The organism is Candidatus Pelagibacter sp. uisw_098 (genome assembly GCF_059512505.1).
In genome coordinates this window covers 197,041-209,668 of the sequence record NZ_CM183454.1, presented here as the reverse complement: position 1 = coordinate 209,668, position 12,628 = coordinate 197,041, and the positions used below count along the sequence as shown (strand labels likewise).

The following is a 12,628-nucleotide window of genomic DNA, read 5'->3' as shown; positions in this document are numbered from 1 at the left end:
TTTTTACCAAATACCATTATTTTTCATTGGTGCCCACGGTTCTTTAATTTCTAAATTTCCTTCTTGTAAGATTTCTATAGAAATATTATCAGGGGATCTTACAAACGCCATATGGCCATCTTTAGGTGGTCTATTAATTGTATAGCCCATATCTTTAAGTCTCTCACACGTTTCGTAAATATTTTCAACACGGTATGCCAAATGACCAAAATTACGAGATCCATCACCAAGCTTGTCGCCATCCCAATTATAAGTTAGTTCTAGTTCAGCCTTTTCATCATCAGGTGCTGCTAAAAAAATTAAAGTAAACCTCCCTTGTTCACTCTCCATTCTTCTAGTTTCGATTAAACCTAGTCCCTTGCAGTAAAAATCTAATGATTTTTCTACATCTGAGATCCTAATCATAGTGTGTAAATATTTCATAATATCTTGTACTCTATAATAAAATATTATTCTAATTCAATGGTACTAGGAGGTTTTGAGGTAACATCATAAACTACTCTATTAATTCCCCTAATATTGTTAATAATTTGATTAGAAATTGATTGCATGAAACCTTTAGGAAAATCAAAAAAATCAGCAGTCATTCCATCTTCGGATGTAATTGCTCTTAAAAGACAAATATGTTCATAAGTACGATTATCTCCCATAACACCCACAGTTTTAACTGGTAGTAGTGCAGCATAAGCTTGCCAAATTTTATCGTATAATCCATGATCTCTTAAAGCCTTAATAAAATAGAAATCTGCTTCTTTCAAAATTTTAATTTTTTCATTTGTGATAACACCAGGCATTCTTATTGCTAAGCCTGGGCCAGGAAATGGATGTCTTGAGATTATGTCATTAGATAAATTAAGTTCTAGCCCTAATTTTCTAACTTCATCTTTAAATAAAAATTTAAGAGGTTCTACTAATTTTAATTTCATTCTTTTAGGAAGACCACCCACATTATGATGTGATTTTATTTTTGAGGTTTGGCTACCTGTAACAGATTTACTTTCAATTAAATCTGGATAAAGAGTGCCCTGCGCAAGAAATTGAACATTTTTAATTTTATTAGCATATCTTTCGAATATTCTAATAAATAGATTTCCTATAATTTTTCGTTTTTTTTCAGGATCAGAAACATTTGTTAATTTTGTAATAAATTCTTTTTCTGCATTTACATAAATTAAATTCATCTTTAATTTTTTCTTGAATGTATTAACTACTTGCGTTTCTTCATTTTTTCTTAAAAGACCATTGTTAACAAAAATACAAGTTAAATTTTTTCCAATTGCTTTACTTAATAATTGCGCAACCACACTACTATCGACACCTCCTGACAATCCACAAATTACTTTGTTGTTACCTACCTGTTCTTTAATTTCATTAATTAATTTTAATTTTTGATCTTTCGAGGACCAGTTTTTTTTAATTTTGCATATAAGAAAAACGAAATTACGTAATAAAATTTTACCTTTATCCGTGTGTGTTACTTCTGGATGAAATTGCACTCCATAAAAATTATCTTTAATATTTTCAATTATTGTTAATTTAGAATTTTTTGTGGATGCTATAACTTTAAAATTTCTTGGCATTTTTGATACTTGATCAGCATGGCTCATCCAAACATTACTTGTCTTGTCTTTATTAAAGAAATTTTTGGTTAAAATACTATTTGATACTTTATCTATTGTAGCTAGGCCAAACTCTCTGTGTTTTGATTTTTTAACTTTACCACCTAGCAGTTTGGATAATATCTGGTGCCCAAAACATATACCTAAGATTGGAACCCCTAATTTTAAAATTTTTTTATCAAATTTAAATTTATCATTTTCATAAACGTTAAGAGGGCCACCAGATAGAATTATTCCAACAATATTTTCTTTTGCAATCTGGGTAATCTTTATTTTTTTGTGGCTAACAATTTCTGAAAAAACACCTAATTCCCTTATTCTTCTTGCTATTAATTGTGTGAATTGAGAACCAAAATCAATTATTAAAATTTTACCTAAATTATTACTAAGACTCATTTTTAGGTTCCAAATTCTTTAAGGATTCTAAAATAGAATTTTTTTTATCACACAATTTATTGCAAATTTTAGAAAAATTATCTGCTAATTCTTTTACTTTAGAGTAATTGGATCTTTTTAACTCTATTTCCATAAGCATATAGTTTGCTTCTTCATTTTTTGGATCGAGTAATAGTACTGTATCTATATTTTTTTGTTTTTCTATTTTGTTTTCTTCAAAATTATAAATTTTTGCTAAATACAAATATGAATCTTTATCCTTGGGGTTAAAAACAATACTTCTTTGAAACAAAAATTTAGATTCTTCATATTTCTGTTCATCGTATTTATTTTTTCCTTTTTCAAAAAAATTATTTTCTGCAAAAGAATTGCTTCCAAAATTTAAAAACATAAATAGGATAATTATTAATTTATCTATTTTTCTCATTAATACTTGCTCTCATTTTTTACTTGATCAACATTGTGAACCATACTTTCATAAAAACCCGCTTTAGTTATTTTTACAAAATTTGGTTTATTTTTAAGATTTGAAACTTTTTTTGCACCTAAATATCCCATAGATGATTTTAACCCTCCAATTAATTTGTAAATTATACTTTTAACATCACCTTTATATTTTACAAAACCTTCTACTCCTTCTGGAACATATTTAGATATATCTTTTTGTTTACTTTGAAAATATCTATCAGCTGAACCTTTATTCATTGCTCCAACAGAACCCATGCCTCTAAAACTTTTAAATAATTTTCCATTTTTCTTAATTAGTCTTCCAGGTGTTTCTAGGCTACCTGCAAATAAAGAGCCAATCATTATCGCATCAGCACCTGCAGACAGCGCCTTAGCTAAATCACCTGAATATTTAATTCCACCATCTGAAATAATTTTTACTTTATTATTTTTAACACCTTTTTTAACAGCAAGTATTGCACTTAACTGCGGTACACCAATACCTGCAACTAGTCTGGTTGTACAGATTGATCCTGGTCCAATCCCAACTTTAATAATATCTACTCCTAATTTTATTAAAAATTTTGCCGCTTCAGCTGTTGCAATATTTCCAGCACATAGAGTTGTCTTGTTTGTTTTTAATTTTTTTATAGCTTTAATAATTTCAGCAACTTTTTTGCTATGTCCATGGGCTGTATCCACAACAATTAAATCCACTTTTTCTTTTAAAATAGCTTCTGCCCTTTTAAGTTCTAAAGGACCAGCTCCAACAGCCGCACCAACTAATAAGTTTAATTTTTTAACTTTTTTAATTTCCTCAATTTGTTTTTTAATATTAAGGTTTCTATGAATTACACCAATACCTCCAGCTTTAGCTATTGCTATAGCCATTTTACTCTCAGTAACCGTATCCATTGCAGAGGATAATAAAGGTATTTTTAATATTAAATTAAATGATAATTTTGTGCTGGTATCAACTTCAGAAGGTAGAACTTCTGAGTATTTTGGTGCCATTGTAACATCATCAAAAGTGAGTGCTTCTTTTATAGGATCCATAATAATTTATATATGATTCCCTTTAAAAAAAAAGTCCCTATCTTAAGATTTTACAAATAATAAAACTTTCCTTAGATTCTTTTCTGCTAGACTTAGGTTTAAATACCTTTACTTCTTTGAATAATTTTTTGCCTAAGGCAATTATTTCGTTAAATGATGAGCCTAAAAAAATCTTAGAGACAAATCGTCCTTCTTTAACCAGCATTTCTTTAGAAAAATTCATGGCTTCCATCGCAAGTTCCCCTGTATAAATTGCATCTATATCTTTTATACCCGTTGTATTAACGGCCATATCAGACACAACAACATCAACTTTTGATTTGAATAAGCCTTTTATTTTTTCTTGAGAATCTAGATCAGTAAAATCACCTTTGATTTGGATTGTATTCTCAATTTCTTCCATATCCTTTATGTCGATTGAAACTAATCTTCCACTTTTTACTGTTCTTGAAATATATTGAGACCAGCTACCTGGCGATGCACCTAAATCTATTACTGATATTCCATTTTTTAATATCTTAAATTTTTCATCTATTTCTATTAATTTATATGCTGATCTAGCTCGATAACCATCTATCTGAGATTGTCTAACATAAATATCTCTTTTTTGTTTATTAATCCAATTTTTTGAAATTCTATTCTTTTTCAATTAATGACCAAACCTTAAACTTTTTGATAAAATTTTATTTTCTAAAGTTTTTATGTTTACCTTTACCTCTTTATGTAGTCTCATATCCTTATCATCATCCCAGATTCCAGAAGCAAGATGTATTATACCTAATTTATGATTAGGCAGATAAGGTTCGACAAAGCTTTTTTCTTGTTCGTTAAATTTTGGTAAAAGATTACTAACTAACCAATTGCAATTATGAGGCAAGAACTCAGTTTCTAAATCATCGATGTAAACAGACATATTAATAGCTAATTGTTCTGATCCAAAAATATTTCCAGCTTTTAATGTTTGTTCTAAATTTTTTTGCCATGTAATCCATCCAACTGAATTTTTTTCTAAAGAAAAAACACCAATATTAATATGTGGGGCAAAGGCAAGTTTTCGTGCTTTATCTATTCCAATTTTTGATTTTATTGCATGTTTAAAATTTTGAGATTTAATTATTGCGAGTTGTCCAAATATCCAAGTAACTTTAGACATTATTTTATATCCAGGTGTAAAAGTTTGAGTAATTCCTAATTTACCATTTTCACAAGCTTTAAAATAAAGTTCTATTGAATTCCAATCTCCTACCCAGGCGTCACAATCAATCCATAAGAATTTTTCATAACTAGGAAAATATTTTGGTAAAAAGGCTCTAGATATTTGACTCTTTAACCACTCTCTTCCTTTTACTTTAAATGCCGAAACATCAATGTCCCATTTGGCTGATTTAATTTCGTCAACTTTTTTAGATAATATGTCTCTTTGTTGCTCGGACAAACCAGCATCTAAAATGCAGATTGCTGTATCTTTGCTTTTTTCATAACTCTTAATAGAATCGACTAATTCATTAAGTAATTCAAAGTAATTTGAGTCAGCCAGAGATACAATTACATTTTTTTTCATCTACAATATGTCTTCAAGATCATCATTATCATGATTTTCACCACTTAAAATTTTCTGTTTATAAATTTTTTGATAACTGAAGTATCCAAATGGAATTAAGCAAATATAGATTAATCCACAAATGACTAAAACTTTAAATGTATATATTAACAAAAGTCCAAAAAATAACACAACACCAAACAATGCAAAAATTGTCATACGACGTGGTATGGAAATCTTTTTAAAAGCAAATGTTGGAACTTTACTGATCAATAAAAATGAAATCAAAATAAAAAATGTTGGTACTACTATATTGTAGTTAATCTTTATCAAATTTATCTCACTTAGACTTAATATTAACGGCATCAATACCAAAATTCCACCTGCTGGTGAAGGTACACCTTCAAAGTAATTATCTTTCCATGATGGCTCTGAATTTGAGTTCACGTTAAATCTTGCAAGTCTAAGAGCAACACAAACCACAAAAATCATTGTAAGTAACCAGCCAAATTTACCTAAATTATTTAAAGACCAGAAATACATTATAAAAGCTGGTGCTACACCAAAACTAATTAAATCTGCTAATGAGTCTAATTCTTTTCCAACCAAGGAAGTTCCTTTTAACATCCTTGCAACCCTACCATCTAAAGTATCAAAAATTGCTGCAAATATAATAGCTATAATAGATAGTTCAAATTTTTCATCTAATGCAAATTTAATAGAACTTAAACCAATACATACATTTATTAATGTCAGTGCATTAGGCAAAAGCATTCTAGCTTTTTTATCTGATACGATTTTAAAATTATTTTTAGGTTGTTCCATAAGCTATCTTTTAGCTAATAGCGTTTCACCAGCAATTGTCTTTTGTCCTACTTTGACTAACGTTTCATAGTTTTCAAAATAAACATCAGCCCTACTTCCAAATCTTATCATTCCAATTCTCTCACCTTGTTGCAAATGTTGATCCTTTGAAGACTCACAAACTATTCTTCTGGCAATTAAACCTGCAATCTGAACAACAATAACCTCTTCTCCATGGTTATTCGTTATCTTATAATAGTTTCTTTCATTGTCTTCACTTGCTTTATCGAGTGATGCATTTAAAAATTTTCCTGGTTTGTAAAGTATTTCTGAAATTTTACCTTCACAAGGTGTTCTATTAACGTGACAATCAAATACGTTCATAAAAATACTAATCTTAGTGAATTTTTTATCTTCTAAACCTAGTTCTTTTGGTCCATCCACTTCATGAACCATTAAAACCTCACCATCTGCTGGACTAGTTAGGTAATTTTCATCATTTATTGAAATTCGTTCAGGATCTCTAAAAAAATAATAAACCCATATAGATAATATAAGACCAATTAATCCAAGAAAGGTGCTAAGGAAGTATAAAAAAATTGTTACAATAATAGCTATAGCTAAAAATTTGTATCCTTCAGAATGAATTTTTGGGAAAATTTTCTCTAACATAAGCTTCTATTTGATAATTTTTTATTAATATGTATATAAAGCACTGAATTACAATTACTAATAAATATTATTCAAATATGACTAAAATTAAGGTTAAAAACCCAGTTGCAGAACTAGATGGCGATGAAATGACAAGAATAATATGGGAGTTTATTAAAAGTAAACTTATTCTGCCATATTTAGATTTGGGTATTGAATACTTTGATTTAGGCATGAAAAGCCGAGATAATTCTAACGATCAGATAACAATTGATTCAGCTGCTGCAATTAAAAAAATTGGTGTTGGTATTAAATGTGCAACAATCACACCCGATGAAGCCCGTGTTGAAGAATTTGGTTTAAAAAAAATGTGGAGATCTCCCAATGGAACTATAAGAAATATTATTGGAGGAACTGTGTTTAGAGAACCAATAGTTTGCAAAAATATTCCTAAATTAGTGCCTTCATGGACGGACCCTGTAATTATTGGAAGACATGCATTTGGAGATCAATATAGAGCAACAGATTTTAAAGTTCCTGGAAAAGGTAAAATGGAAGTTAAATGGACAGCTGAAGATGGTAGCCAAGAAATAAAATATGAAGTTTTTAATTTTCCTGGACCAGGTATAGCTTTATCAATGTACAATTTAGATAAATCAATAGAAGACTTTGCAAGGTCTTGTTTTGGCTATGGTTTGATTAAAGAATGGCCAGTTTATTTATCAACAAAAAATACAATTCTAAAACAATATGATGGTCGTTTTAAAGATATTTTTCAAAAAATATTTGATGAGGAATTTAAAGAAAAATTTGAAAAATTAAAAATTACTTATGAACACAGACTAATTGATGACATGGTTGCTTGTGCAATGAAATGGAGCGGTAAATATATTTGGGCTTGTAAAAATTATGATGGTGATGTTCAATCAGATACTATGGCACAAGGATATGGTTCATTAGGTTTAATGACTAGCGTTCTATTAACTCCGGATGGAAAAGTAATGGAGGCTGAAGCAGCTCATGGAACTGTAACTAGACATTATAGAATGCATCAACAAGGTAAAGAAACTTCTACAAATCCAATTGCATCTATATTTGCTTGGACTAGAGGTCTTGCACATAGAGGAAAATTAGATGGAAACGAAGAGCTGATTAATTTTTCAAAAACTTTAGAGAAAGTTTGCATTGATTGTGTTGAAAATGGATCAATGACTAAAGATTTAGCAATTTTAATTGGGCCTTCAAGTAATTATTTAACTACTAATGGTTTCTTAGATGAGTTAGATGGTCAGCTTAAGAAAAAGCTTAATTAATTAATTTTTTAATATTTTCAAAAGACTCTTCAATTTTATTAGGCAATGTTCCACCAGCTTGTGCAAAGTCAGCTCTTCCACCACCACCTTTACCACCAATAACTTCTGAACCAGCTCTGACAATTTTTACAGCATCAAACTTGCCCTCTAATGTTTTGGTAACACCTACAGCTAATCCAACTTTATTGTCATTGATTGCATAAATTATTACTAATCCTTCAACAATTTCTTTTTTTCCTTCATCAATTAACTTACGTAGATCTTTAAATGGTAAATCTACAATATTTTGAAACCTAACTTTAAACCCATTAATAATTTGATCATTGATTTTATTTTTTTCTTTATCTTTTAATATTGAGCTAACTGAAAGTTGATCAAATTGCCTATTAAGGTCTTTTATCAAGGCTACTTGATCACTATTTTGAAGATTAGGTTTTCCTCCTAATTTAATAATCTTTGTCTCTAATTCTTTTATAACTGTCTCATTTTTTTGATCTGACAGATTTGATAAGTTTTTTTTCTCTTTTAAAAAATCAACTAACTGCGTGTCTCTTAATGCTTCAATTCTCCTTACGCCTGCTGCAATAGATGATTGGCTTATAACCTTAAATTTTCCGATGTCAGCTGTATTTACAACGTGCGTTCCTCCACATAGTTCTGTTGAGAAAAATTTACCTTCCTCGTCTCCCATAGATAAAACTCTCACTTCATCACCATATTTTTCTCCAAATAAAGCTAAGGCACCATTCTCAACAGCTTCTTTAGGTGTCATTATTCTTGTTTTCACCTCTGACTTTCTTTTAATTATTGAGTTAACATAATTTTCAATTTTTCCCATCTCTTCTTCTGAGATAGGCTTCATATGACTAAAATCAAATCTTAATCGATCAGATTGAACTAAAGATCCTTTTTGAGTTACATGCTCGCCCAAAACTCTTCTTAACGCTTCGTGCAATAAATGAGTAGCAGAATGGTAGGCTCTAATATTATTTCTTCTCTGTGTATCTATTTTTAATTCAACACTGTCTTTTAATTTAATCGAACCTTTTATAACTTTTCCATAATGAACAAATAAATCCCCTAGTTTTTTTTGAACATCAGACACTTCAAATTCAAAAACCTCATTAGAAATTATTCCTGTATCAGCAACTTGCCCCCCTGACTCACCATAAAAAGGTGTTTGATTTGTAATTATAATTCCTTCATCGTTTTCTTGTAGATCTTGAACCTCTTTATTATTTTTAAGAATCAAAGTAATTACACCTTCAGCTTTGTCTGTGGAATATCCTAAAAAATCAGTTGCTCCTAAACGATCTTTTATATCAAACCATATTTGATCTATGGAACTATCCCCTGATCCTTTCCAATTTTTTTTTGCTAATTCTTTGCTTTCTTTCATTAATAAATCAAACTTCTTCCCATCTACAGTCAGTGATTTATTTTTCAAAATATCTTCAGTTAGATCTAATGGAAAACCAAATGTATCATAAAGTTTAAATGCCACTTCACCAGGTAATATTTTTTCCACTTTCTCTAACTCTTCATTTAATATTTTTATTCCTCTATCCAGTAAAACTAAAAACTTTTCTTCTTCTGTTTTTAAAGTTTCCTTTATTAAAGATTGTGCTCTTTCTAACTCTGGATAATTATTAGACATTTCTTCTAAAAGTGTTTTAAAGATATTATAAAAGACTGGTTTTTTAGAACCTAACAAATGTGAATGTCTCATTCCACGTCTCATAATTCTTCTAAGCACATATCCCCTACCTTCATTAGATGGTAAAACTCCTTCTGCTAATAAAAATGAACTTGCTCGTAAGTGATCTGCTATTACTCTAAAGCTAGATTGGTTAATCTCATCTACTTTAACGTTTAATGTGTCAGATGCAGACAGTATCAGTTTTTTAAAATGATCTGTTTCATAGTTATCGTGTGTTCCTTGCAATAATGCTGCTATTCTTTCAAGACCCATACCAGTATCCACAGAAGGTTTTGGTAAGTTTATTCTTTTACCTTTTGAAATTTGCTCATATTGCATGAATACTAAATTCCATATTTCTATAAACCGGTTACCATCTTCATTTTTAGTACCAGGCAAACCACCTTCTAGATGGTCACCGTGATCATAAAATATTTCTGAGCATGGCCCACAAGGTCCTGTGTCGCCCATAGACCAAAAGTTATCTGATGTTGTTATCTTGATTATTCTATCATCACTAAAACCAGCTATTTTTTTCCAGTAGTTGAATGCTTCTTCATCGTCATGGTAAACTGTTACATAAAGACGATTTTTATCAATTCCCAATTCTTTAGTTATTAAATTCCATGCGTAACTAATTGCCTCTTCTTTAAAATAATCTCCAAATGAAAAATTTCCAAGCATTTCAAAAAATGTATGATGTCTTGGTGTATAACCTACATTTTCAAGGTCGTTATGCTTACCACCTGCCCTTACACATTTTTGTGAGGTAGTTGCTCTGATATAATCTCTTTTCTCCAACCCAGTAAATACATTTTTGAACTGCACCATACCAGAATTTGCAAACATTAATGTTGGATCGTTATTTGGAACTAGGTTGCTAGACTCAACTATCTTATGATCATTTTTTTCAAAATAAGCTAAAAATGTATTTCTTATTTCGTTTAAAGATTTGTCAGCCATATTTTTAAAATACAACTTTTTTATTTGATGTCTATATAAGTGTAAGGGGAAAAAGGTGCTTAAATTATGCACTTGAGGAACACACTACCTCACACTAGCTGACACTAGCTCACACTAGTTATGTGGACGATTTAAAATTTATAGAAAATTAATCACATAAAGACTCACTAAAAACATCTCTTAAACTCGATACCAAACTCGAACCTAAAGAGATAAATCAAATAGCTAATTCCATCCCATAGACACCTAGATATTGTTTTGTTAAGCTTAATCCATGAAAAGAAACGGTTTCACACTAATAGAACTTTTAGTCGTTGTAGCCATCATCGGTATCCTAGCTGCAGTAGGTGTGGTTGCTTATAATGGGTATACTAGTGCTGCAAAAAAATCAGTTGCTAAAACAAATCAAAAAAATGTAGTTAGATGGTTGGCTGCAGAAGCACAAAAATGCCAACTCGGTGTTGAAAAAGTTTTAAACGATCAGGTTACATGTAGTTCAATTTCATCCTCAATAAATTCAGGAGGAAATCCTGCTGGGAGTACCGTCCTTGCAATAGAAAGAGCCTTAAAGGGAAAATATAAAAACCCATATGGGGCAAATTATGCGGGCTTTGGTGATGAAGGAGTTAAAGAAGGTGGCTGGGGCAATGAAAGAGACTTAGGCTATGTTTTATTAAATGCTGGTGGAGATACAGGTTTTTTTAGAGTAAGCGTCAGTGTGTGTTATCAACTACCATGTAGTGGAGATAAATGGAGCAATCCAGGAACAAATGTAGTGGTTGATATTTACAAATGGTATCCATAAAAAAAACTAAAGCCTTCACCCTAATAGAACTCCTAGTAGTTGTAGCCATCATCGGTATTCTTGCTGCAGTAGGTGTAGTTGCTTATAATGGGTATACTAATAGTGCAAAAAGAGCCGCAACGTTACAAAACTATAAGATGGCTTCAAAGTTTATAGATCATACGTTTGCTCTTTGTGAAACACAGAGTGGTAGTATTGAAATTAGCTCTGGAAACATTATTGACTGTGATGCAATTAACAATCAAACAACTGTAATCAAAATGGCTGAAACATTTATGAATCATTTTTTAAAAATGGGATTCAAAAATCCATATGATAATAGTGCAGCTTCAATTATTAGAACAGGCAGCGGAGGTGATACTGTTAATGGTAGGTTAAGACTTGATGAAACAGACTGTAGAAATTCTGGTGGTAAGGGGGGGTATAAAAAAATGGTCTTATGGGTCAAGACTCATAAAGATCACGAAAATAGTATTTTTTTATTAGATAGTTGGAGTCAATGGTGCAGCAAGTAAACCGTAAAGCCTTCACCCTAATAGAACTTCTAGTCGTAGTAGCTATCATCGGTATCCTTGCTGCTGTAGGAGTAGTTGCTTATAACGGGTATACTAACAGCGCAAAGGTAGCAGTTTCAAAATCTAATCACAATACTGTAGTTAAAAAACTTAATCTATTAATACAACAATGCGATATTAGCTCAAATGGAAAAGTTAAATTGATGTTGAAACAAGGTGATAAAACTAAATATGAAAAAGGATGTTGGTATGATGTTAATACATATCTTTTTTTCAGAGAATATTTCACAAACGATTTAAACAATTCTATTGAATGGAAAAATAATCACACAAAAGAACCTTGGGGCCAAAATTATGTTGCAACATCTGGTGATAGCTGGGCTTGTACTCAAGAAAAATATATAGGATACGTATTTGTTCACTACACAACATCAACAAAAAAAATTGATGTCTGTACTTGCGTAGATAGCCCTTGTAGCAATTATACGAACGTTCTATCCTATCAAACCCAATGGCAATGAAAGTAAACTGTAAAGCCTTCACCCTATAGGATTATGTGGGACAACTCGCTACAAACACGCAACGAAAGAGCTAAAACAAGTTTTGAGTGAGAGTGTTGTTGAATAAGCCTTGGTTTTCCTAAACATAGTAAGGGAAAAAAGGCGCTTAAATTATGCACTTGAGGAACACACTACCTCACACTAGCTGACACTAGTTATGCGGACGATTTAAAATTTATAAAAAATTAATCACATAAAGATTCACTAAAATGTCTCTTAAACTAACTAACAAACTAGCAACAAAAGAGATAAATCAAATA

General features: G+C 30.6%; 13 protein-coding genes. 4 read left to right on the top strand and 9 right to left on the bottom strand.

The window, feature by feature from the left end:
• Positions 1 to 3 precede the first annotated feature (3 nt).
• The 8 genes from AC5YF9_RS01120 to AC5YF9_RS01085 are packed head-to-tail and all read right to left on the bottom strand — an operon-like array spanning position 4 to position 6,534.
• Positions 4 to 423 carry a VOC family protein gene (locus tag AC5YF9_RS01120; RefSeq protein WP_415304230.1) on the bottom strand — a complete coding sequence of 140 codons (420 nt, stop codon included), beginning with the start codon at positions 421 to 423 and terminating at the stop codon, positions 4 to 6.
• A 26-nt stretch (positions 424 to 449) separates the two neighbouring features.
• Positions 450 to 2,015 carry a glutamine-hydrolyzing GMP synthase gene (guaA, locus tag AC5YF9_RS01115; protein WP_415304229.1) on the bottom strand — a complete coding sequence of 522 codons (1,566 nt, stop codon included), beginning with the start codon at positions 2,013 to 2,015 and terminating at the stop codon, positions 450 to 452.
• Entirely contained in the window at positions 2,005 to 2,442 is a 438-nt protein-coding gene (locus tag AC5YF9_RS01110; protein ID WP_415304228.1) for a tetratricopeptide repeat protein, read from the bottom strand. Before AC5YF9_RS01110 ends, guaA begins: the two co-directional genes overlap by 11 nt.
• Positions 2,442 to 3,518 (bottom strand): IMP dehydrogenase, encoded by a 1,077-nt coding sequence (gene guaB / locus AC5YF9_RS01105; RefSeq protein WP_415304227.1) that lies wholly within the window; start codon positions 3,516 to 3,518, stop codon positions 2,442 to 2,444. Before guaB ends, AC5YF9_RS01110 begins: the two co-directional genes overlap by 1 nt.
• Positions 3,519 to 3,555: 37 nt before the next feature.
• On the bottom strand, positions 3,556 to 4,167 hold the full coding sequence (locus AC5YF9_RS01100) for an RlmE family RNA methyltransferase (protein ID WP_415304226.1): 612 nt from the start codon (positions 4,165 to 4,167) through the stop codon (positions 3,556 to 3,558).
• Positions 4,168 to 5,079 (bottom strand): glycosyltransferase, encoded by a 912-nt coding sequence (locus AC5YF9_RS01095; RefSeq protein ID WP_415304225.1) that lies wholly within the window; start codon positions 5,077 to 5,079, stop codon positions 4,168 to 4,170.
• Positions 5,080 to 5,883, bottom strand: a complete 804-nt coding sequence (gene pssA, locus AC5YF9_RS01090; RefSeq protein WP_415304224.1) for a CDP-diacylglycerol--serine O-phosphatidyltransferase — start codon at positions 5,881 to 5,883, stop codon at positions 5,080 to 5,082. It lies immediately after the preceding gene.
• 3 nt (positions 5,884 to 5,886) lie between these two features.
• Entirely contained in the window at positions 5,887 to 6,534 is a 648-nt protein-coding gene (locus tag AC5YF9_RS01085; RefSeq protein ID WP_415304223.1) for a phosphatidylserine decarboxylase, read from the bottom strand.
• 77 nt (positions 6,535 to 6,611) lie between these two features.
• Between AC5YF9_RS01085 and AC5YF9_RS01080 the strand changes: the two genes are divergently transcribed.
• Entirely contained in the window at positions 6,612 to 7,826 is a 1,215-nt protein-coding gene (locus tag AC5YF9_RS01080) for an NADP-dependent isocitrate dehydrogenase (protein WP_415304222.1), read from the top strand.
• Here the strand turns inward: AC5YF9_RS01080 and alaS are convergent.
• On the bottom strand, positions 7,819 to 10,488 hold the full coding sequence (gene alaS / locus AC5YF9_RS01075) for an alanine--tRNA ligase (protein ID WP_415304221.1): 2,670 nt from the start codon (positions 10,486 to 10,488) through the stop codon (positions 7,819 to 7,821). The genes AC5YF9_RS01080 and alaS overlap by 8 nt on opposite strands.
• A 274-nt stretch (positions 10,489 to 10,762) precedes the next feature.
• Between alaS and AC5YF9_RS01070 the strand changes: the two genes are divergently transcribed.
• Genes AC5YF9_RS01070 through AC5YF9_RS01060 form a run of 3 tightly spaced genes read left to right on the top strand, consistent with a single transcriptional unit; the run spans position 10,763 to position 12,329 of the window.
• Complete coding sequence (locus tag AC5YF9_RS01070; protein ID WP_415304220.1) at positions 10,763 to 11,293, top strand: type IV pilin protein; 531 nt, start codon at positions 10,763 to 10,765, stop codon at positions 11,291 to 11,293.
• Positions 11,290 to 11,808, top strand: coding sequence for a type IV pilin protein (locus tag AC5YF9_RS01065; protein ID WP_415304902.1), 519 nt, complete (start codon positions 11,290 to 11,292; stop codon positions 11,806 to 11,808). Before AC5YF9_RS01070 ends, AC5YF9_RS01065 begins: the two co-directional genes overlap by 4 nt.
• Positions 11,793 to 12,329, top strand: a complete 537-nt coding sequence (locus AC5YF9_RS01060) for a type IV pilin protein (RefSeq protein ID WP_415304219.1) — start codon at positions 11,793 to 11,795, stop codon at positions 12,327 to 12,329. Before AC5YF9_RS01065 ends, AC5YF9_RS01060 begins: the two co-directional genes overlap by 16 nt.
• The last annotated feature ends 299 nt before the right edge of the window (positions 12,330 to 12,628 follow it).

Bases quoted from the DNA above. Each gene is read 5' to 3' on its own strand.
- AC5YF9_RS01120 (WP_415304230.1), bottom strand. From the start codon at position 423: ATGAAATATTTACACACTATGATTAGGATCTCAGATGTAGAAAAATCA.
- AC5YF9_RS01085 (WP_415304223.1), bottom strand. From the start codon at position 6,534: ATGTTAGAGAAAATTTTCCCAAAAATTCATTCTGAAGGATACAAATTT.
- AC5YF9_RS01110 (WP_415304228.1), bottom strand. From the start codon at position 2,442: ATGAGAAAAATAGATAAATTAATAATTATCCTATTTATGTTTTTAAAT.
- AC5YF9_RS01080 (WP_415304222.1), top strand. From the start codon at position 6,612: ATGACTAAAATTAAGGTTAAAAACCCAGTTGCAGAACTAGATGGCGAT.
- AC5YF9_RS01070 (WP_415304220.1), top strand. From the start codon at position 10,763: ATGAAAAGAAACGGTTTCACACTAATAGAACTTTTAGTCGTTGTAGCC.
- AC5YF9_RS01095 (WP_415304225.1), bottom strand. From the start codon at position 5,079: ATGAAAAAAAATGTAATTGTATCTCTGGCTGACTCAAATTACTTTGAA.
- AC5YF9_RS01060 (WP_415304219.1), top strand. From the start codon at position 11,793: ATGGTGCAGCAAGTAAACCGTAAAGCCTTCACCCTAATAGAACTTCTA.
- pssA (WP_415304224.1), bottom strand. From the start codon at position 5,883: ATGGAACAACCTAAAAATAATTTTAAAATCGTATCAGATAAAAAAGCT.
- alaS (WP_415304221.1), bottom strand. From the start codon at position 10,488: ATGGCTGACAAATCTTTAAACGAAATAAGAAATACATTTTTAGCTTAT.
- guaA (WP_415304229.1), bottom strand. From the start codon at position 2,015: ATGAGTCTTAGTAATAATTTAGGTAAAATTTTAATAATTGATTTTGGT.
- guaB (WP_415304227.1), bottom strand. From the start codon at position 3,518: ATGGATCCTATAAAAGAAGCACTCACTTTTGATGATGTTACAATGGCA.